The following is a 20,387-nucleotide window of genomic DNA, read 5'->3' on the forward strand; positions in this document are numbered from 1 at the left end:
TAAAATAATACAGATTATGAAAATAATAAATAGCAAAGTGAGTATACTGCCAATAGTCAATAAAATTCATTTCTCATACTTTCTTTTCTAGGTATATACTGGTAAAATTAAACTTAATTAATAAATTAATAATATTAGATAAAAATATTTCTATAATAAGTATTGGGGAGTGTATTAAGTGATAAATAATGACAGTATAGACTCAAAAGTTGAGAAAGAAAAAAGTTCTGTAGCTGATACTGTAAAAGAATACATAAAAGTTATAATAGCAGCCATAATACTATCTTTTATAATTTCAATTTTTGTTAAGCCTGCTCAAGTAGTTGGAGATTCCATGAATAGTAACTTGCATAATAACGATATGCTTTTATTAAATAAGATTGCGTATAAATCACATTCACCAAACTATAAAGATATTGTGGTTATAAGAGCGAATATTAATGATGCAGAATATATTGTAAAGAGAGTAATAGGTACACCTGGAGATAAGATACAAATTAAAGATAATCAGATATACGTTAATGGTAAAATATTAGATGAAAAATATATAAAAGAACCTATGACAAATAACATGGATATGGATATCGATGTACCGGAGGGAAAGATATTTGTTATGGGTGACAATAGAAACAATAGTTTAGATAGTAGAGATCCCAGTGTCGGATTGGTTGACTATAAAGAAGCTGTTGTTGGAAAAGTAATGTTTAGAATGTATCCTTTTAAAGGAATTCCTAAATACTAGAAGTTGAAGCTATCTTAGAATATTATTTTAAGATAGTTTCTCATTTTGTTAAAGTGTTCTTTTTTATTTTCTAGTACCATCGTTATTAAAAACTTTTCTTAAATGCATTTCATCAAAGAAAAGCATAATTAATGCACCAATTAAAAGAATAGTACCTTGAAAAATTTCACTTGTGTTCTTAATTAATGCGTTTAAAATAAAAGCAATTATTAAAAGGGTAAAGCCAAAAGTAATAAGGCTAATTGCTGAATAACGCTGGGCTTCATCCCAGGTATCTTGATTTTTCATAGAAAAATTAGTTCTATGGCCATAAACACTATTGATTTTTTGGGGAGGAAATGCCTTGAAAATTAATCCAACTATTATAAATATTATTGATACTACATATAACAATATATACGCCTCCAGATTATTTGTTAGAAATAGAATTACCTATATGTTAAATTATACCATAAATGAGGGAGGAAAGCTTATTTAATTAGGAACGTTTAACAAAGTTATTTAAATGCTATTTGAGTACGTTTAGACAAGCAATATAGCAAAAAATTGTTAACCGTCCCCTAAAAAAGGAGGCAAAATGAGATTGGATAAACAAGTTAAGAAACTAATTATATACATATTAAGCTTAGTATTACTGAATTTTATTTCAGTAACCTGGAATAAGTATGATCAAAAGAGATTAATTGAAAAGCAAGCAGCAGAGGTAAAACTATATCATGAAAAAGTGATGAGATTCGAAGCAACAATAGACAGAGGTTCCTATGATTTTGTTGATGATAAGAATAAAAAAGATCCATACTTTTTTGAAGAAATGGACAATGATTTTATAGCTAATAGTGCAAAGATAGATATAAATAAAGATACTAAGGTTAGATTCTCAGAGTATATTCTGACAGCAAAAGCTCAGTATTTTCATGTGTCGATTAACGATAGAGAAGGATGGATAAAAGATAATTTACTTAATGATAATGAAAGTATAAGTTATTTACAAAAGTTCATTAAAGAAAAGAATAAAGTAACTGTCTTTCCTTTTAATTCAGGAGATTATGCACTAATATCTGATGATACAGAACAATATATAGTTAATTTCAATAACAAGGTAATTACTTGGCAAAGAGGAAACTACTATGAGGTTCCAAAGGTTGACATAAATTCAGATACATTAAAATGTGGAGGAGATTTAAGTTCCAATACATATGAATTTAGTAAGGAAGGAAAATTAATAAAAACCAGTAAATATGGAATTTCTATTATTAATATTATTATTGCATTTCTAAATGTTACATTAATAATTCTTATACTAAATTCTATTAGGAGACTTTTAATAAGAGGAACTGTGAGCAAGGCATTAGTTAATATTATATTTTTTATAATAGTTGTAATTATAGTAATAATTTCATTGCTTCTATTTGGACTATTTCTTGCGACTTAAAATAGGGGACAGTTAACAACTAATTCAATAAGTGCTTGTACAATAAATGAATTTTGAGACAAGCATTATTACAAAAAGTTGTTAACCGTCCCTTAAAACGTTCCAAGTTATAAGCATAATAAAATAGCCAAAGAAAATAATAACTATTGAATCACAAACGAGAGAAAGGGAGGAATTTTAATTTATGGGTACAAAAATATTTGTTAATTTGCCTGTTAAGGATTTAAAAAAATCAGTAGATTTCTTTACAAAGCTTGGGTTTACATTCAATCATCAATTTACTGATGAGAATGCTGCATGTATGATTATTAATGAGGATATTTTTGCAATGTTGCTTGTAGATGAGTTCTTTAAAAATTTTACACAAAAAGAAATAACAGATACAACTAAAAGTACTGAAGTTATCTTAGGATTATCAGCAGAAAGTAAGGCAATGGTGGATGTTATTGTTGATAAGGCTATAAATATGGGGGGGAAGTTTTCGAAAGAAGCAGTGGATTTTGGACATATGTATCAAAGAAGCTTTCAAGATTTAGATGGTCATCTTTGGGAATTTATATATATGGATCCTGAGGCTATAAAGGAAGATGAGGAATTGGCTTCATTAGTTCAATAAAAGCAATCATATGACAAGTTATATTTGGGATATTATATAGCATTATCTAAAATGGTGTGATAGTATAAGTTTATAAATAAACTTATTGAAAAGAGGATGTACTATGGATATTGCAAGCACTTCAATGACATTAAGTCAGTATAATTTAGGAAATGCGGTTGACATTAGTTTGATGAAACTTCAGATGAATACACAAAGTCAAATGGCTGAAGGACTTAATAAAATAATGGAAGTATCAGCTATTGATCCTAACTTAGGAAAAGTGATAGATGTAAGAGTTTAAATAATACATAATTTAAGTCTCATATTTAGCTTAATTGCTAAATATGAGACTTTATTTTTATTAACTTTTAGAGCATTAAACTATAAAGTGTAATTTTTAATGGAAGTATTACCTATATTTTCTGACATAAAATTATAGAAGTAAGGCGAAAAGCCTTTTTGAGAAAAAATAATATTACATTATAGATATTAAGAAAAATTAAGTCGCATTTAAAAATATTGTTGAAAAAAATCGAAAGTGCTATAATGTAAGAGACAAATTATAGATATATACTAGTAAGGATAAAGTTGTGTAAAGCAAATGATTAAAATTGTTTACTATAGATGAAACTCCATTAATCAAAATATAATATTGGAGGAAAGATAAGTGTTGAGTAATAGAATTTGGGACAAGTTTAGAATGCTAATAGTTTTTGTAGTAGTTCTAACAATTATTTTAACTTCACTTTTAATGGAAAGTGAAATAAAGAGAATTACTCAGAATGTTTCAAAAGAATATGCACGATTACATACAAATGAACTGGTTGCACATGTTCAGGAAAAACTAGCTAGAGATAAAGCATTAGCTGAAAAAGCATCAAATTCAGTTGAACTTATAAAGTGGATGGAAAATGAAGATAATATTAAAGATAAAGAAATTGCTTATAATGAACTTAGGGAATTTAGTGATGTATTTCAAGACTCTAATTCGTTTATAGTCTTAAATAAATCAAAGCAAATGTATTATGTAGATAATCAAACCACATTCGATAAGTTCAATTCAATAGGAAGACTTGATGAAAATAACGTATTTGATAAATGGTATTTTCAGTATATAACTTCAAACAGTAAATATTCATTATTTACTACAAATAATAGGTTTTTGGAATCTAAAGATATATGGATTAGTGTAAAAGTTCAGGATGGAGATAAATTATTAGGAATTGTGGGTTGCACAATAAACTTAGAAAAATTCTTGAAAGAGACACTAATTAAACATCAAGATAATGAATCAAAAACATTAATTATTAATGAGCATGGATTAATAGAAATGAATTCTGATAGTAGTAATTCGCAAATTAAAGATGAAGACTCTAATTTGAAAACTCCAAGATATGCTTATGATTTAAGTAGTGACCAGGAATTTAAGCAAAAAGTAGAGGCATATCTTAAATCTCCAGAAGAACCTATAATTATACACTTGAATGATAAGGAATATCAATATGCAGCCATAGCTCCAGTTAGTAACAGTAATTGGCGAGTGGTAACATTCTTTAATTCAAAGAACTTATATTCACCATCTAAACTAATGGGAATTATAGGCCTAGTCTTTCTTATAATGATGGCCATGGTTTTAATTATAAGCTATTTGGTAAAGAAAGTATTTATGATTCCATTTGGAAAACTAAAGGAGAGTATCGAATTAAAGGAAATTACACAAGATCAGAATATATATGGGCTTAATAGAAAGGATGAGTTTGGAGAACTTGCCAAGTCAATCCAATCCATGACAGATAGATTTATTAGCTCTACACCAATAGGAGTATTCTTGCTAGATAAGGGAGGGGAATTCCTATACGGAAATCCATATTTTTATACTCAATTTGAATGCAAATCTAAAGAGGAATTTGAAAAATTAATATGTAATGGACAAGATGTAATATTTAGAAATAATGATTCATTTGAATATTTTAAGAGTGTAATAAAGAATGAGCTTGAACTGCCTATTGTAGATTTAGAATTAGTTAATAGCAAGGGTGAATCTTTTTGGGCAGAGTTAAGACTTACAAAAGTTCCATATCAAATTGATGATTGGCAATATGAAGGGATATTACTAAATATTCAGGAGAAAAAAGACTATGAAGAAGAACTATTTAGTTTAGCCACAAGAGATAAGTTAACAGGTTTATTTAATAGACATTATTTAGACAAGATTTTGTCTGAGGAAATTTCTATAAGTGATCAATTTAATAGGTCAATCTCTTTAATAATTTTTGATATTGATCATTTTAAAAAGGTAAATGATACATGGGGACATATTAAAGGAGATGAAGTTTTAGTAAGTGTAGCAAATATAGCTGAACAGAATATAAGAAAATCTGATATACTCTTTAGATGGGGAGGAGAAGAATTTGCGATATTAATGCCTTGCACAAACATAATTGATGCAGGGAATGTTGCAGAAAAGATCCGTCAAAAAATTGAAGCAGAGAATATTGAAGAGGTAGGCGTAGTTACTGCAAGCTTTGGTGTTTCTGAAAGAAAACAATATGAACCTTTCTCAGTCTGGTTTAAGAGAGTTGATGAAGCTTTATTTGAGGCAAAAGAGAAGGGAAGAAACCAAATAGTATTAGATGATATAGAATGCAAAATTCCTAATCATTTTTTAGAACTTCATTGGAGTGATGAATTCAATTGTGGTGAAAGAACAATAGATAAACAGCATCAAATAATTTTTACTTTATCAAATAAGTTATTGACGTACTCAAATAAAGAAGAGATTTCAGATGATGCAGTCCAAGTATTTCAAGATATATTAGAGCATATGAAAGAGCATTTCTTATATGAAGAAAAAGTAGTTGAAAACTCTAATTACTCAAGAGATGAGCTAAATAAACATAAAGAAAGTCACAAAAGTATTATAAATAAGCTGGAGATATGGAATAGAGATTTAAAAAAAGCTAATATAAATATTTCTGAAATCTTTGTATTATTTATAGGAGAAGTAATAGTAGAACATATATTTAAAGAAGATAAAAAATTCTTTGAGAGTTTAAAGTAACAGTATATACTAAAATAAGAGGCAGCCTGAATTAAGGCTGTTTTTTATTTTATAAAAAAGTATTGACACTCCCCTTAGGTAAGGGATTAGTATTATAAACGAGGTGATAATATTGCAATATTATACTGTAAAAGAAATAGCAGATTTGACAGGAGTCACAATAAAAACTTTATATCATTATCATAAAATTGGATTGCTAGTACCATGTAATATCACAGAATCAGGTTATAGGATATATGGAATAGAAGAATTAGAACGACTTCAGCAAATCTTGTTTTATCGCGAATTAGATTTCTCACTTAATGATATAAAAAAGGCTCTTGAAAATGAAACTAGTAGAATTGATTGCTTAACTAAACAACATGAAATGCTTAAAGCGCGCAGGCAAAGAATGGATAGTTTAATAAGCACAATTGAACAGTCAATTATTTTCACAAAGAAAGGAGAAAACATGGAAAAATCGGATATGTTTAAAGGCTTTAATGAGGTAGAATGGGTGAAAGCTCTAAAAGAACAAAATGAGTATCTTAATCACAATTATGGATATGATATGCTTAAGGAGCAAGAAATAGAAGTTGAAAAAATGAATAGAAGTGCCGTAGAAGCACAAGGATTTACTAAATTTATGATAGAAGCATTAAGAAGTGGAATAAAGGCAAGTGATGAAAAAGTTCAAAAGGCAGTAGAAGATCATATTGTATTTATAAACGATAATTCAATAGATATGGATGCGAAGAAGTATTTAAACACTTCAAGATTTATGCTAGAAGATGATTTTCATAGAAATATGTTAGAAAATCAGCAAATAGGATTAGCTTATTATCAATATGCAGCAGCTGAGTTGTATGCAGAAAAATAACTTAAATTATAAGAGTTGTTTGTTATTGAAGGCAAACAACTCTTCTCTTTATCTTCTTTTTATGTTGTACATAACAAATCCACTTTCAGGTAATGTAGGAATTCTAGATAAGTTATAGCTTAAGTTTTGGCTAGGGACTTGGTAATCAATTTTACTAATTAGAATATTCAAAAATGTTTTCATTACTTCAACAGTAATACCTTCACCTGGACAACGGTGGCTGATGGAAGGATCACCGCCTCCTTGAGGCATGAAATTAAATAAATCTACTTTAAAATTGCTAAATCTATTTGGATTAAATTTATTTGGACTATTCCAAATTCTATGGTCATGGTTATTGCCATAGATATCAAGTAAAACAAGGTTTCCTTGTTTAAACTCATATTCATTCCAAATAAAATCTTTTTTAACTCTTGCACCAACAAAAGGAGTAAAAGGATAATAACGTCTAACTTCTTGTGTAAACATTTGAAGATAATCCTCATCCCCAGATTGTAAGCATTCTCTACATTCAATATAATCATGTAAAGCTAAGGCTGCAAAGGTAATGTAGGTTGAAATTGCTACAATTGGGCGTAGAACATTAATTAACTCAACTGCAGCCATATGAGGATCTAGTTCATTTCCCTCCAAATCTTTATGAAAAGCCATAGCATGAAGCGCTGAATTTTCTCTAACCTTTAGATTGCCAGAACGAACATCTTTTATAATACCTTTTATCCAAGCTTCAGCTCTCTCTCTTGAACCTTTCCCAATCCAATAACGTGGTCCAACAGATCCAAAACCTTCTACCATAGCATTAAAATCATTTGCACGCTCTTTTATTTCAGTTTCGCCTATTGGAACCCCGGACCACTCACAGGCAGCTTCGCATAATATATATTTTGCTTCATCAAAGAGTACTACATTATCTGAAGTTTCCCACCTAGGTATAGAAGCTTCAAGTTTATTCCTCACAAGACTTGCCAATTCATTTTGATGTTCAGTAGTCATTAATGACATAAATACACTTTTTCTATGAGAATGTGCCTCGCCGTCCATTGTTTGAATAGCATTTTCTCCAAACAGAGTTTTTTGAATTCTTTTAGGAGCTGCACCATTTCGTTGAAACTTTTCAGCATTATAAAATAATTTTGCATATTCTTCACCACTCATACAGATTACTTTTTCTCCAAATAAATGAGTTTCAAAGATATCTGATTGATGTTCTTGAGTTCTTTTTTTAATAAAAAGATATCCTTCTCTAGAAAGAGCAATAGTATTATCTAATGTCTTGTCTTTAGGAAGTTGTGTGATTGTTTGCATAGCTATATTCACTCCTTTTTATCTTAAGTAAGGATTTTTATCTAACCGATTACATATAATACTTTTCCCCAGGGGAGAAAGTATTTATTCACATATAATTGGAACCTTAAAAGAATAAAAAGAAAGACGTTTTGTCTGACTTAAATAAACAAACAAAGCGTCTTTATGAAAAATTATAGATAACCTTCAGATTTTAATAATTCTGCAATGAGAACAGCACCTCCAGCAGCACCTCTTAGGGTATTGTGAGATAGGCATACAAATTTATAATCATATAGTTTGTCTTCTCGAAGTCTTCCAATAGTTATTCCCATTCCATTCTCAAAATTTCTATCTAGCTTGGTCTGAGGTCTATTATCATCCTCAAAATAATGAAGAAATTTTTTTGGTGCACTTGGAAGGTCCTTTACTGATGAGGGTATCTTGAAATTATTCCACAAATTAATGATCTCTTCTTTTGGTGGCTTTTTATCAAAACTTACAAATACAGCAGCTAAGTGACCATCAGTTACAGGAACTCTTATACATTGGGTAGTTATTATGGGTTTATAAGTATTAACTATTTTACCATCTTCAACCTTTCCCCAGATTTTTAAAGGTTCATTTTCACTTTTTTCTTCCTCACCAGCGATATATGGTATAACATTATCTATCATTTCAGGCCATTCATCAAAATTTTTTCCTGAACCAGATATAGCTTGGTAAGTGGTTGCAAGTATAGTATTTGGTTTGTATTCTAGTAGTGCACTTATAGCAGGAACATAACTTTGTATTGAGCAATTAGGCTTAACAGCAATAAAGCCTTTTTTAGTTCCAAGTCTCTTTTTCTGAGTATCTATTATTTCAAGGTGATGTCCATTTATTTCTGGAATAAGCATAGGCACATCATCGACATATCTGTTAGCTGAATTACATGAAATAACAGGCAGCTCATGCTTTGCATAATTTTCTTCTAATATTTTAGTTTCTGCCTTATTAAGAGATACGGCACAGAAAACAAAATCAACTTCTTTTGAAATGGCATCTATTTCAGCGCTATCTTTTATTCTAATATCCTTTATATTCTCAGGAATAGGTGATGACATTTTCCATCTGTTTTTTACCGCATCACTATAGGTTAACCCAGCTGATTTTTTACTTGCAGCTATGACTTTAACCTCAAACCAAGGATGATTATTTAAAAGGCATATAAGTCTTTGTCCAACCATACCAGTTCCGCCAATTAAACCAACTTTTAATTTATTACTCATAGTTTCTACCCCCATTAATTAGTCATTCGAAGATATAATATGAAACATATTTAGAATTATCTAAAAGAGTAGTAGTATATCTCCCTACTTATATGGTATCATTGGGACAAGCATTAGTAAAATTGAAAGTTTTGATTAAAATGTTCAATATTTTTGATGGAAAGCATAGAATAGAGTATTAGTATTAATTTATAAAAGGAGAGAGTGGTAAATGGATTTAAAACAACTAAAAAGTTTTGTTACTATATGTAAACTTCAAAGTTTTACTGGAGCAGCAGATGAATTAGGATATGCTCAATCGACTATTACTACTCAAATAAAATTACTTGAAAATGAATTAGAAGTTAAACTATTTGAAAGAATAGGAAAGAATATTTCACTAACACATCAAGGGAAAAAACTATTACCTTATGCAAAGCAGATGCTAAAGATGTCAGCAGAAATAAAAGATGTTATTACTAATGATTCAGTGCCAAGTGGAGTACTAACTATAGGAGCAGCAGAGTCTCTTTGTGTACTAAGGCTTCCGGAAATATTAAAGAAATATAGAAGTCTTTATCCAAAGGTTGAAATATCATTAAAGTTTGGAAGTTGTTCTGAATTTAGACATTTTTTAAGGGATAATATAATAGATGTAGCATTTTCTCTTGGAACCAAAATTGAAGGAAGTGATTTTGTTACTGAAATAGTTTCTAATGAGGAAATGTTATTATTAACAGCACCAGGTCACAAACTAATAAATAAAAAAATTGTGTACCCTAAGGATATTGAAAATGAACAACTCATATTAACAGAAGTTGGGTGCAGTTATAGGGCCGTATTTGAAAATATGCTAGGAAGTTATAATATAAAACCTAATCTAATTTTGGAAACAGGAAGTGTTCAAGCAATTAAACAATTTACAATGAGTGGGCTTGGAATAAGTTTACTTCCTAGAGTTGCAGTCGAGGAGGAGTTAGCCCAAGGAAGACTAGTGAAATTAAATTGGGCAATTAATGATTTTGGTATAGTATCTCAAGTAATCTATCACAAAGATAAATGGGTTTCACCAGCTTTAAAAGCATTCCTAGAGTTATCTAAAGAAATGCTATAAAATAAATTACAAGGAGAAAACATATGCAGGATTACATATTAACTTATTCAAAAACTAAATTTTATCCGTTGGATCCAATAGAAGATGATATAAAAATCATAGATATAGCGCATGCACTGTCAATGTTATCAAGGGCAAACGGTCATTTTAAACATTTTTACTCAGTTGCACAGCATTCAATAAATTGTTATAAAGAAGCAAAGTTTCGTGGATATTCAGAGAGAGTTCAACTTGGTTGTTTATTACATGATGCAAGTGAAAGTTATATTTCCGATTTGACTAGACCTGTTAAGAAAAACTTGCCTGGATATTTTAAAATTGAAGAGAAATTACAAGGAATAGTATATAAGAAATTTGGAGTAGATGACTTTTCAAAAGAACCTTATCTAACTATTAAGCATGATTTTTCCCAGAGAGATTTTAGCTCTGTAGAGAATGAATTCATATATATTTTTAATGAGTTAAGTATAGGAGGGATCTCTTAGCTATATTATGGCAAGGGCACCCTCCTTTTTAACTATTATTTTAGTACAAGCTGCCAGGTTACCCCAAACTTATCAGTTACCCAGGCTACGCTCATTAAAGCAAGTACTGGTTCAGGCCCCATAAGGACTTTACCATCAGTGGAAAGACTTTTAAAAAGTGAATTAAATTCCACCTCATCTACGCAATCTACATATAATGACATTGACCAAGTGAAATCTGGATGATAGCTTTTTTCTATGTCCATCGCTAAAAACCTTTGACCCTTAATTTCAAAAGCTCCATGAAGCACGCTACCTTCTTCACCTCTCATGTTTTCACCTACCCTAGTAAGTTCTAAAATCTTAGAATCAGGAAATATAGAAACATAGAAATTCATTGCCTCATCAGCATTACCGCCAAAAGTAAGGAATGGGATGATTGGGAAATTCGTATCACTCATTTTAATTTCTCCTTTAGGATTAATTTAATATAAAAGTAGTATTCCCCAATTGAGTAGTTTTCTAAATATTCATGAGAACAAGTTGTATCTCATTGATTTAAGTTATTATTTATTATCGATATCATGGGAAAGTCATTAATTACATCTCCTGAAATATCCCAGACAAAAATCCCTCCATAATTATTATAGATAACATAATCACATTTTATCTTTAGAGATTTTTCATCTTCATATGAAAACATTATTCCGCTTATATCATTGTATAAATAGGGAACCATGGAATAGGGATCTCTATATTTCAGAAAGCCAGTTGCAGATTCTATTTTTCTAAGTTCATAGTATGGAAATTTACCATTAGGAGCTTTAGGATTATCCCATGTTCCAATGGCTGGTCCAGTAGCTGGAGCAAATAGCCCAGGATGACTACCGTCAATATTTAATACTCCTTTCCAACCAATTGAATAGAGAGGCACACCAAGGTTTAGTTTATATGAAGGAACTTTATAGATATCTCTATAAGTTTTCATCGCTGCATCTGAATTATATCTATTTCTAATATCAATTGGATAAATTGGTGATGGGTCATTCGGATTTGGATAAAGTGGTGAATGATGATTAGTTATTTTTTCTTTTGCAGTATGAAAATTATAGGCCATGACATTTAAGAAATCTAAATACTTATTGTATATTTCGGGCTCTTGATAAAATAATAAATCGTATTCAGCTGGAACAGCTGCTGTAAGAAGTTTTGTAGACATATTATTTAAATTGAAGGCCTCACGTATTTCTTTTAAAAGCAAGGTAAAATTTATCTTATCTTCAGGTCCACCTGGACATCCTTTATCATCTGGTATTTTAGGATTAGGTTTTCTATCTATGCCAGGAAATTCCCAATCAATATCTATCCCATCGATAAAAGGGTATCTCTTTAGAAAATCAATAAGGCTATTAATAAAAACACATCTATTTTTTGAGTTTAGTGACATGGAATGAAAGTTATGACCTCTAGTCCAGCCACCTACTGAAATCAAAACCTTTACGTTGGGGTAAAGATTTTTATAGTACTTATATTCTCCAAAGTGTCCTTTTAGGCCATTAGAATGAGGAAAAGATTTGTGAAAATCCAAATAGCTGTCTATACTTTTTAACTTATTTTTATTATCTACTTCAAAGAAGGCATGACAAATAGTTGTAACTTTATCCCAAGGAATTTGACCTACCTGAATATAATTGTGAATAGCTTGTGTTGCACCCCAACTTGGGAAATATATTAATATATTTTTATTAGTAATCATTATTTATCCTTTAAATTACTTTGATATATAAATATTCCATTAGAATAGTTTTCATGTCATATAAGAATCCCCCTAACATAAGGTTAATTAAAATATTATAATAATGATTAGTATTTTTAATATAGGAGGAAGCTTATGGAGGATTGTAATAAACCACAATTAGTAGTAAGCAGATGTTTAGGATTCAGTAAATGTCGCTATAATGGGCAGGGTTACAATGATAAATTTGTAGATAAGCTTAAGGATTACGTAAATTATATTACTGTATGTCCAGAAGTTGAAATTGGACTTGGAGTTCCTAGAGAATCCTTGAGATTGATAAAGGAAAAGGATGACATTGAACTTTTCCAACCTACAACTGAAAAAGTATTCACTGAAGCTATGGAGAGTTATTCATCAAGATTTTTAGATAAAATTAAAGATATTGATGGCTTTATACTTAAAGGTAAATCTCCGTCATGCGGAATAAAAGAAGTAAAAATATATTTAGGAAAAGTGAAAGCGGTAGGTACAATAAAGGGATCTGGAATATTTGCTGTAAAAGCTATGGATAAATATCCTTATCTAGCCATTGAAGAAGAGGGAAGACTAAAAAATTTAAAGATAAGGGAACACTTCTTAACTAAAGTATATATAATGTTTGAGTTTCGTAAGGTTATGGAAAGGGGATTAATTGGGGAATTAATTGACTTTCATGCCCACAATAAATTTCTTTTTATGGCATATAATCAAAAAGAACAAAAGATCATGGGGAGAATTCTAGAAAATCAAGAAAATAAAAATATAGAAAAAATAATGAATGAATATAGAGAACATCTTGGATTGACTTTTGCAAGATTACCCAGGTATACAAGTTACATTAGCACCTTAATGAAAATATTTGGACACTTTTCTGATAATATTACCTCAAAGGAAAAAGGGTTTATCTTAAGTACTTTTGATAAATACAGAGAGGGGAAGATACATTTAAGTGTGCTTGTCAACCTTATTAGATCATATGTTATAAAATATGAAGAAGACTGCTTAATAAATCAAAGTATTTGGACTCCTTACCCAGAAGGATTACTTGATATAAGTGACTCTGGAAAAGAAGGGGGTTTATAAAATGTTCACGCTTTATTAAGAGTTATGGGACAAAAGATTCTTAGAAAATAAAGAAAACGTTCTTACTATATTCATTTAGATAATGAAAGTTTTGTAGAAAAATCCAATGAAATGGAAGTTGATGTGATTAACATAATGAATCAGAAATTTATATAAGAAATAATCAAAAGGGCGTTTTTGCTTGGGTAATAAGCAAAACGTCTTTTTTTAATGTAATAAAGTGTCAGATAAAATTACGAGGAATTAAGGAATAATGTAGTTTCAAGTATGTAGATAGAGGTTTTTTTTTATTGACATAAATATAAAAAGAAATATAACATTGTATTGGGCAATTTACATTATGTGTAAAAACTACAAAATAATAGAAGGGGGAAGGGTAGAGGAATGTTTAAAAAAGTTTTTTCAACACTGTTAGCCGTTAGTGTTCTTGTCATGGGTTTCCCAAGTGTTGCTTTTGCTGCAAGTGAAAATGGTTACACACCAAATGATCAATATTCTTATATTGTGTCTGCAAAAACAGGAAAAGCTGTTCAAGTTTCTGGAAGTAGTGCAGATCCAGTTACAGCTAATGCGGATATCCAAAATATGAATGGTAATAATCTAACTGCTAAAGCTCTATTCAAAATGTTAAAATCTAATACTAATTCAAACTTAGTAAGTTTTTCATCGGTGGGTAACCAATGGAATATGCTTAAGTCAGAAACTGTAAATGGACTAAATGCTATAACAGATAGCAACCCAAAGAAAACTACAGTTGATGGGTGGGAGTCATTTACATTAGAAAAACAATCTGATGGAAGTTTTACTATGAAAGACGGTCATTTTAGTAGATTTGTCTCCGTAAATGATGAAGGAAAATTAGTAACTACAGAATCTACAGCAGTTACTGATGCAGAAAAATTCTTCATAGTAGAGCCAACTTATCCACCAGAAGAAGATCAAGTAGCAAATGATATTTATATTGAACATGTAGCTACACACAATATTGTAACAGTGGATGGGGTAGTAGGCAACCCTATTGATGTAAAAACTCCAATGCCTAGTGACGCAGCAAATGTTCCGGCAAATGGCATATTTAAGTTAGGATATGGTTCTTTCCAGAACAATTCCACTGTTAACTTCAAATCTAATAACAACACATTATGGACTGGAAGCAATAGCTTTGTTAGACAGGTAGGAGATATGACAATTGGAGGATGGGAATCCGTTCAAGCTGTGCCTCAAGGGGATGGTACTGTTGCTTTTAAACAAACAGAAGGATGGAAGTATATCACAGTTAATGAAGGAAAGATGGCTCCAGGAAATTTAACTAGTGCACCTACAGATAATGAAAAATTCATTATTCATACAAAATCAACACCTAAAAAAGTAAGTAAGATTACTATGTCAAATATAGAAGGTAATTCTGTAACACTTTCATGGAGTGCTTTAGAAGGAACTATTTTTAGTGGATATGAAGTTTGGAGATCAGAAACTTCAGGAGGTCCATACGCAAAGGTTGGTAAAGAAACTGCACAAACAACTTATACGGATACAGGACTTCAATTTAACACTAAATACTATTATGTAGTTCGCACAGTTAATGGACAAAGTCCTTATGCACAAAGTTCAGAATTCTCAGTAACTACACTTGCTGGAAATCGTCCAAGTACACCACCATCTGGCATAGATATTAAAAAATCTGGTAAGGATATTAAGTTAACTTGGAATGCAGATCCGAGCGTAAATAAATATGAAATTTATCGTGCTGGTGGTAAATTTGGCAACTATGAAAAAATAGGAGATACTACAGAAGCAAGATTTACAGATACTAAGCCAAATGCTTCTAAGTATGAAAACTACTACAAGATTATTGCCGTTAATAACTATGGTACAAGTGATTATTCAAACAGCATTTCATTAGAGACCAAGATGTTTGGAAGTAATATGATTTTCTATAACGCTAAATATGATGATATGAAGGCAATAGGGCAAGAAGTAAATGCAATTCATGATAATACAACATTCCAAGGCCAATTCATTCCTAATCGTTATGGTATATATTTTAAGCCTGGAAACTATAATAATGCAGGTTTATTAAATATTGGATTCTACACTCAAGTAGCAGGACTTGGAAAAACACCACTAGATACAAAAATTCAAAATCTATCTACTCCAGCATGTTTACCAAATAATAATGCAACACAAACTTTCTGGCGTAGTGCTGAAAACTTTACTGTATCAAGTGAAATAAACCCAAATGACAAAATGCCTTGGGCAGTTTCACAAGCTGCACCACTTAGAAGGATGAATGTTGAACGAACTACCCAATTTGACTGGAATTATGGATGGGCAAGTGGCGGCTTTGTTGCAGATAGTGCATTTACAAAGAATGTTGGTTCATACACTCAACAACAATGGTACACTAGAAATAGTGATTTAACTGGAGGTTGGTATGGAGTAAACTGGAATGGAGTGTTCCAAGGGGATGTAAGTGCTCCAGATAGTAACTGGGACAAGAATCCAGGAAATCCATATACAACTATTGATAAGACCCCAATCGTTAGAGAAAAACCATTCCTATATTTAGGTGACGACGGAGAATACAAGGTATTTGTACCTGATCTTAAAAGAGATAGTTCAGGAATTTCTTGGTCAAAAGACAATATGGGAAGTGGCCAATCATTAGATATTAGTAAGTTCTATATTGCTAAAGAAGGTGTAGATACAGCTGAAACACTAAATGCTGCATTAGATTCAGGAAAGAATCTATTCTTTACACCTGGCATCTATGAATTAACTAAACCACTTCATGTAAAGAATGCTAACACAATAATTCTAGGAACAGGACTTGCAACTCTTGTGCCTAAAAATGACAAGGGTGCAATGCTAGTTGATGACCAGTCAGGTGTAATTGTTGCTGGACTTTTATTTGATGCATATTATAGCTCAACAAATATGCTTCAAGTTGGTCAAAAAGGTAGCAATAAAGATCATAGTGATAATCCAATATCATTATCAGACTTATTCTTCCGTATTGGCGGATTTAAAGAGAACAATGTTAATGTTGATACAACAGTTGAAATCAACAGTAATGATGTAATAGGTGATCACTTCTGGGTATGGAGAGCAGACCATGGTGCAGGCGTTGCATGGGATAAGAATACTGCTAGGAATGGCTTAGTTGTAAATGGTAATAATGCTACAATGTACGGAATGTTCGTTGAACATTTTAATGAATACCAAACAATATGGAACGGTGAAAATGGTCGCCTATACTTCTATCAATCAGAAACACCATATGATCCACAATCTCAAGAAGGATGGATGAGTCATGATGGTACTGTTAAAGGATACGCTTCATATAAGGTATCTAATAGGGTTAATAACCACTTAGCAGTTGGTTTAGGAGTATATGATGTATTTATCAATACTAATGGTGCAAGTATCTTTATGGATAATGCAATTGAAGTTCCAAATAAAGAAAATGTAACTATTCAAGATGCATGTATAGTTGAACTTGGAAGCTCAACTGGCCCACTTGTTGGAGTTAACAGTATAGTAAATGGAACTGGTAATGCAACAAGTACTGGTAAAGGCGGAAAAGGCTATGCAAAAGAAAATCTTCTTGAATACAAAAATGGTATTGCAACCTTATTAGATATAAGTGGATCAACCCCAGTAAAATACACAAAGCAAGGGACAGAGCCTGCAAATTCTGTAGAAGACTGGAGATCCTATATTCCAACATTAGTTGATAAAGCTGATGCATTGAATAAAAAAGACTATACTCCAGAAAGTTGGTCAGTATTAGTACAGGCTTTAAAAAATATTAAAGCTCTTCTAAAAGATAATACTGCAACTGCAACAACTCTTGAAAATGCTTATAATGCACTTGATAAAGCTATCAAAGATTTACAAGCAAAATCACCAGTAGATAAGTCTTCACTAGAAAAGTTATATAATCAAAATAAAGATAAGACACAAGGAAAGTATACTGATTGTAGCTGGAAGGCATTCCAAGATGCATTAACAAGTGCAAAAGCAGTAATTGACAATAAGGATGCTAAGCAGACAGATGTGGATGCTGCATTAAAGGATTTACAAGATGCTATAGCTAACTTAAGGAAAAACCAATTGAATACACAGTTGTATGAGATTTTCCTAAGACTGTTTCACCAATTGATACTTCACTCTAATTATTGATTGGTGCAATCGCAATAGTAGGTGGAGTAACTTTAAGAAGAAAGAAAGCTTCACAAGAATAATAATTAAATGATGCTATGTTTGTCGTGGGTGACAAACATAGCATCCTCTTTGTTTTAAAGTATTTTCCTTATATCTACTAATGAAGTAATTTCATAAGTAGGCTTAATATCAGATTGATTTTTAGTATTAGAAGGATTAAACCAACAGGTATCAACCCCAAAGTTTAGTCCACCCCTTATATCAGAAGTTAAACTATCACCAATCATAATTACTTTGCTTTTATCAAAATGCTGTATATAATTTAAAGCAACTTCAAATATCTTAGCGTCTGGTTTTGAAGCTTTCACTTCTTCGGAGATTACTATGTGCTCAAAATATTTGGCTAGAGATGATTTTCTAATTCTTTTATCTTGAACATCAGTAAGCCCGTTAGTAACCATAACTAGTTTATAATTTTTGTGAAGTTCTTCTACAAGAGTAGTACTTTCTTCATATAAATGGGATTCATTAGCTAAGTTTTTTACATAAGCAGCTGCAAATTCATGTGAATCAAACTTAATCCCTATTTTATCTGATAATCTTTTAAATCTTTCTATCTTTAATTTTTCTTGAGTAATATTTCCCTTTTCGAAATCATTCCATAATGCCTTATTAATTTCTTTATATACTTTTAAATGATAATCTTCATCATAGCTTATATCAAACTGAATCATCGTATTTTTAAAAGCATTGTTTTCAGATTTTTTAAAATCAAATAAAGTATCATCCGCATCAAATAATATAACTTCGTATTTCATAGTATCCTCCATTTAAGTTGTTTATATAATTATACCATGCTTTACATGTGGTAATTCATAAGTTACCATATTTATATAAAGTATAATATGACATGTGTCCTATTCTGGAGGAGTTATGAAGAGAATTTATGATAGAAACCTTTTAGAAAAGTATCTTGATAAATATGATATAGAAAAGTTGTTTGATGAAAATATAATTAATTATGCTGAACTTCATTTTTACGAAAATGGGGAATTAATTTTAGAAGCAGAAGAGAAACTTGATTATTACTATTTACTTGTGGAAGGAAAGGTTAAGATATCGTATTTATTTGAGAATGGAAAATCTATGTTTTTAAAGTTCTACAGTCCATTTAAAACCATTGGTGATATAGAATTATTAAAAAATATTCCTATACGCTGTGATGTAGAAGCCATATCAGAAGCTCACTTAATAGCAATCCCATCAAAGATACTTCAAGATGAGTATTATAATAATTTAAATTTTTTGCATCATCTAATTAATTCCTTAAGCGAAAAGTTAGATGCAACTATCAATAATAGCTCATATAACTTTATATATCCTCTTATAAATAGGTTAGCAAGCTACTTGGTTGAATACATAGATAATAATGAGTATATAATTTTAAACTCATCATTTAAGGAAATAGCTCAATTTTTAGGTACTACCTATAGACACTTAAGTAGAACCTTTAATGAACTTGAAGAAAAAGAAATTATAAGATGTGATGATAAGAAAATATTTATATTAGATGAAGTTAGGTTAAGAGATTTATCTAAAAATTTATATAAGTAGATAATATTAGGAATTAAGATAAAGCATCACTTTTGAAAACCCAGAGATGCTTTATCTTTTTAATTTACGGATTTATATTGCTATTGAACTGCTAGTAAATCAACAGTTGGAATATTTGCATTAATCCATTTTAATGAAGGTAAATATTCTTTATTTAACCATAGAAGCTTAGAATGTTCTTTTGAATTTGGAATTCCAGATACTAATTTACATTTAACTGTAACTAAAGTCATCATAAAATCATGATATTCTTGAGTGTTATATTTAACTACATTTATAAATTCAATGGAGCAGTTTAATTGCTCCTTTATTTCCCTTTCTACTGCTTCCTTATATCCTTCACCTTTTTCTAGCTTTCCAGAAGGAAATTCCCAGTGGTTAGGAAGAGACATTTTAGGAGATCTAAGTGCACAAAGTATTTCTTTATTTTCATTTTCAATAATTGCTCCAATAACTGTTATTATCTTTTTCATGTAATTCACCTCTATATGTATTGTAAAATGAAATTTAAAAAGTAAATCTTTTTATTCTATGTAAAAATTTCAACTACTAACAATGTTTTTTTATACTATTTATAATATCGACTATATTTTAATAAAATTTATTATAAGGTGAACTTTAAATATAGGCAATGAATATTTAAAGTATTTATAATTTATTTATGGTTAAATAAACTAAAGTTAGTTTATACTTGAAATTAAGTATAAAAAAATATATAATTAAGCATAATGATATATAAGCAGCGATGATAAAAACTACGATTTATAAATTTCTTAAGAGAGCCGATGGTTGGTGTGAATCGGTGAAAGGTTAAGTCTTTCCACTTTTGGAGCTGTCGATGATGAATCGAAAGGTTAGTACCCTTTATCATACTTTGTTGAGTGGCTGGTTATAATTTTATCCAGCAATTTGGGTGGCAACGCGGATTATCTCCGTCCCATT

Annotated in this window: 18 protein-coding genes and 1 other annotated feature (1 of these 19 running past the window's edge); of the genes, 11 read left to right on the plus strand and 7 right to left on the minus strand. The window is 30.4% G+C overall.

The features are described from left to right. The first annotated feature begins 178 nt into the window (after positions 1-178). Positions 179-742 (plus strand): signal peptidase I, encoded by a 564-nt coding sequence (gene lepB, locus JK634_RS14845; protein ID WP_338031238.1) that lies wholly within the window; start codon positions 179-181, stop codon positions 740-742. Positions 743-805: 63 nt separating this feature from the next. On the opposite strand, the gene JK634_RS14850 is transcribed toward lepB, so the two are convergent. Beyond that, the gene (locus tag JK634_RS14850) at positions 806-1,135 is read right to left on the minus strand and encodes an SdpI family protein (protein ID WP_202768451.1); all 330 of its coding nucleotides are present in this window, start codon (positions 1,133-1,135) and stop codon (positions 806-808) included. A gap of 184 nt (positions 1,136-1,319) precedes the next feature. On the opposite strand from JK634_RS14850, the gene JK634_RS14855 reads away from it, so the two are divergent. The 5 genes from JK634_RS14855 to JK634_RS14875 all read left to right on the plus strand — a co-directional run bounded on the left by JK634_RS14855 (position 1,320) and on the right by JK634_RS14875 (position 6,692). Then, positions 1,320-2,174: a hypothetical protein gene (locus JK634_RS14855; protein WP_202768452.1), complete on the plus strand. Its 855-nt coding sequence runs from the start codon at positions 1,320-1,322 to the stop codon at positions 2,172-2,174. Positions 2,175-2,358: 184 nt separating this feature from the next. Then, positions 2,359-2,790: a VOC family protein gene (locus JK634_RS14860; protein ID WP_202768453.1), complete on the plus strand. Its 432-nt coding sequence runs from the start codon at positions 2,359-2,361 to the stop codon at positions 2,788-2,790. Between the two features lie 103 nt (positions 2,791-2,893). Next, positions 2,894-3,073, plus strand: coding sequence for a YjfB family protein (locus tag JK634_RS14865; RefSeq protein WP_202768454.1), 180 nt, complete (start codon positions 2,894-2,896; stop codon positions 3,071-3,073). A gap of 366 nt (positions 3,074-3,439) precedes the next feature. Continuing rightward, the gene (locus tag JK634_RS14870) at positions 3,440-5,833 is read left to right on the plus strand and encodes a diguanylate cyclase (protein ID WP_202768455.1); all 2,394 of its coding nucleotides are present in this window, start codon (positions 3,440-3,442) and stop codon (positions 5,831-5,833) included. 112 nt (positions 5,834-5,945) lie between these two features. After that, positions 5,946-6,692, plus strand: coding sequence for a MerR family transcriptional regulator (locus JK634_RS14875; RefSeq protein WP_202768456.1), 747 nt, complete (start codon positions 5,946-5,948; stop codon positions 6,690-6,692). A 48-nt stretch (positions 6,693-6,740) separates the two neighbouring features. On the opposite strand, the gene JK634_RS14880 is transcribed toward JK634_RS14875, so the two are convergent. Together JK634_RS14880 and asd are read right to left on the minus strand one after the other, a co-directional pair. After that, the gene (locus JK634_RS14880) at positions 6,741-7,997 is read right to left on the minus strand and encodes a CYP152 family fatty-acid peroxygenase CypC (protein ID WP_202768457.1); all 1,257 of its coding nucleotides are present in this window, start codon (positions 7,995-7,997) and stop codon (positions 6,741-6,743) included. A 173-nt stretch (positions 7,998-8,170) separates the two neighbouring features. After that, a complete protein-coding gene (asd, locus tag JK634_RS14885; protein ID WP_202768458.1) occupies positions 8,171-9,247 on the minus strand; it encodes an aspartate-semialdehyde dehydrogenase in 1,077 nt (358 codons plus the stop codon). A gap of 211 nt (positions 9,248-9,458) precedes the next feature. Between asd and JK634_RS14890 the strand changes: the two genes are divergently transcribed. Both JK634_RS14890 and JK634_RS14895 read left to right on the plus strand, forming a co-directional pair. Beyond that, positions 9,459-10,340 carry a LysR family transcriptional regulator gene (locus JK634_RS14890; RefSeq protein ID WP_202768459.1) on the plus strand — a complete coding sequence of 294 codons (882 nt, stop codon included), beginning with the start codon at positions 9,459-9,461 and terminating at the stop codon, positions 10,338-10,340. A 23-nt stretch (positions 10,341-10,363) separates the two neighbouring features. Next, entirely contained in the window at positions 10,364-10,825 is a 462-nt protein-coding gene (locus JK634_RS14895) for a phosphohydrolase (RefSeq protein WP_202768460.1), read from the plus strand. A gap of 35 nt (positions 10,826-10,860) precedes the next feature. Here the strand turns inward: JK634_RS14895 and JK634_RS14900 are convergent, their stop codons facing one another. Then, positions 10,861-11,265 carry a VOC family protein gene (locus tag JK634_RS14900; protein ID WP_202768461.1) on the minus strand — a complete coding sequence of 135 codons (405 nt, stop codon included), beginning with the start codon at positions 11,263-11,265 and terminating at the stop codon, positions 10,861-10,863. A gap of 89 nt (positions 11,266-11,354) precedes the next feature. Next, positions 11,355-12,560, minus strand: coding sequence for a glycoside hydrolase family 18 protein (locus JK634_RS14905; RefSeq protein ID WP_202768462.1), 1,206 nt, complete (start codon positions 12,558-12,560; stop codon positions 11,355-11,357). 135 nt (positions 12,561-12,695) lie between these two features. Between JK634_RS14905 and JK634_RS14910 the strand changes: the two genes are divergently transcribed. Continuing rightward, on the plus strand, positions 12,696-13,664 hold the full coding sequence (locus JK634_RS14910; protein ID WP_202768463.1) for a YbgA family protein: 969 nt from the start codon (positions 12,696-12,698) through the stop codon (positions 13,662-13,664). A 384-nt stretch (positions 13,665-14,048) separates the two neighbouring features. Further along, complete coding sequence (locus JK634_RS14915) at positions 14,049-17,849, plus strand: fibronectin type III domain-containing protein (protein WP_202768464.1); 3,801 nt, start codon at positions 14,049-14,051, stop codon at positions 17,847-17,849. A gap of 116 nt (positions 17,850-17,965) precedes the next feature. On the opposite strand, the gene JK634_RS14920 is transcribed toward JK634_RS14915, so the two are convergent. Further along, the gene (locus JK634_RS14920) at positions 17,966-18,649 is read right to left on the minus strand and encodes a YjjG family noncanonical pyrimidine nucleotidase (protein WP_202768465.1); all 684 of its coding nucleotides are present in this window, start codon (positions 18,647-18,649) and stop codon (positions 17,966-17,968) included. Positions 18,650-18,764: 115 nt separating this feature from the next. Here JK634_RS14920 and JK634_RS14925 point away from each other — a divergent pair, with 115 nt between their 5' ends. Further along, positions 18,765-19,445, plus strand: coding sequence for a Crp/Fnr family transcriptional regulator (locus JK634_RS14925; protein WP_202768466.1), 681 nt, complete (start codon positions 18,765-18,767; stop codon positions 19,443-19,445). An 80-nt stretch (positions 19,446-19,525) separates the two neighbouring features. Here JK634_RS14925 and JK634_RS14930 read toward each other — a convergent pair whose 3' ends face one another. Beyond that, positions 19,526-19,918, minus strand: a complete 393-nt coding sequence (locus JK634_RS14930; protein ID WP_202768467.1) for a (deoxy)nucleoside triphosphate pyrophosphohydrolase — start codon at positions 19,916-19,918, stop codon at positions 19,526-19,528. A gap of 260 nt (positions 19,919-20,178) precedes the next feature. Further along, positions 20,179-20,387 (plus strand) — a binding site (T-box leader) (it continues 1 nt past the right edge of the window).

This window comes from Clostridium paridis (genome assembly GCF_016765615.1).
GTDB classification, from domain to species: domain Bacteria; phylum Bacillota; class Clostridia; order Clostridiales; family Clostridiaceae; genus Clostridium_T; species Clostridium_T paridis.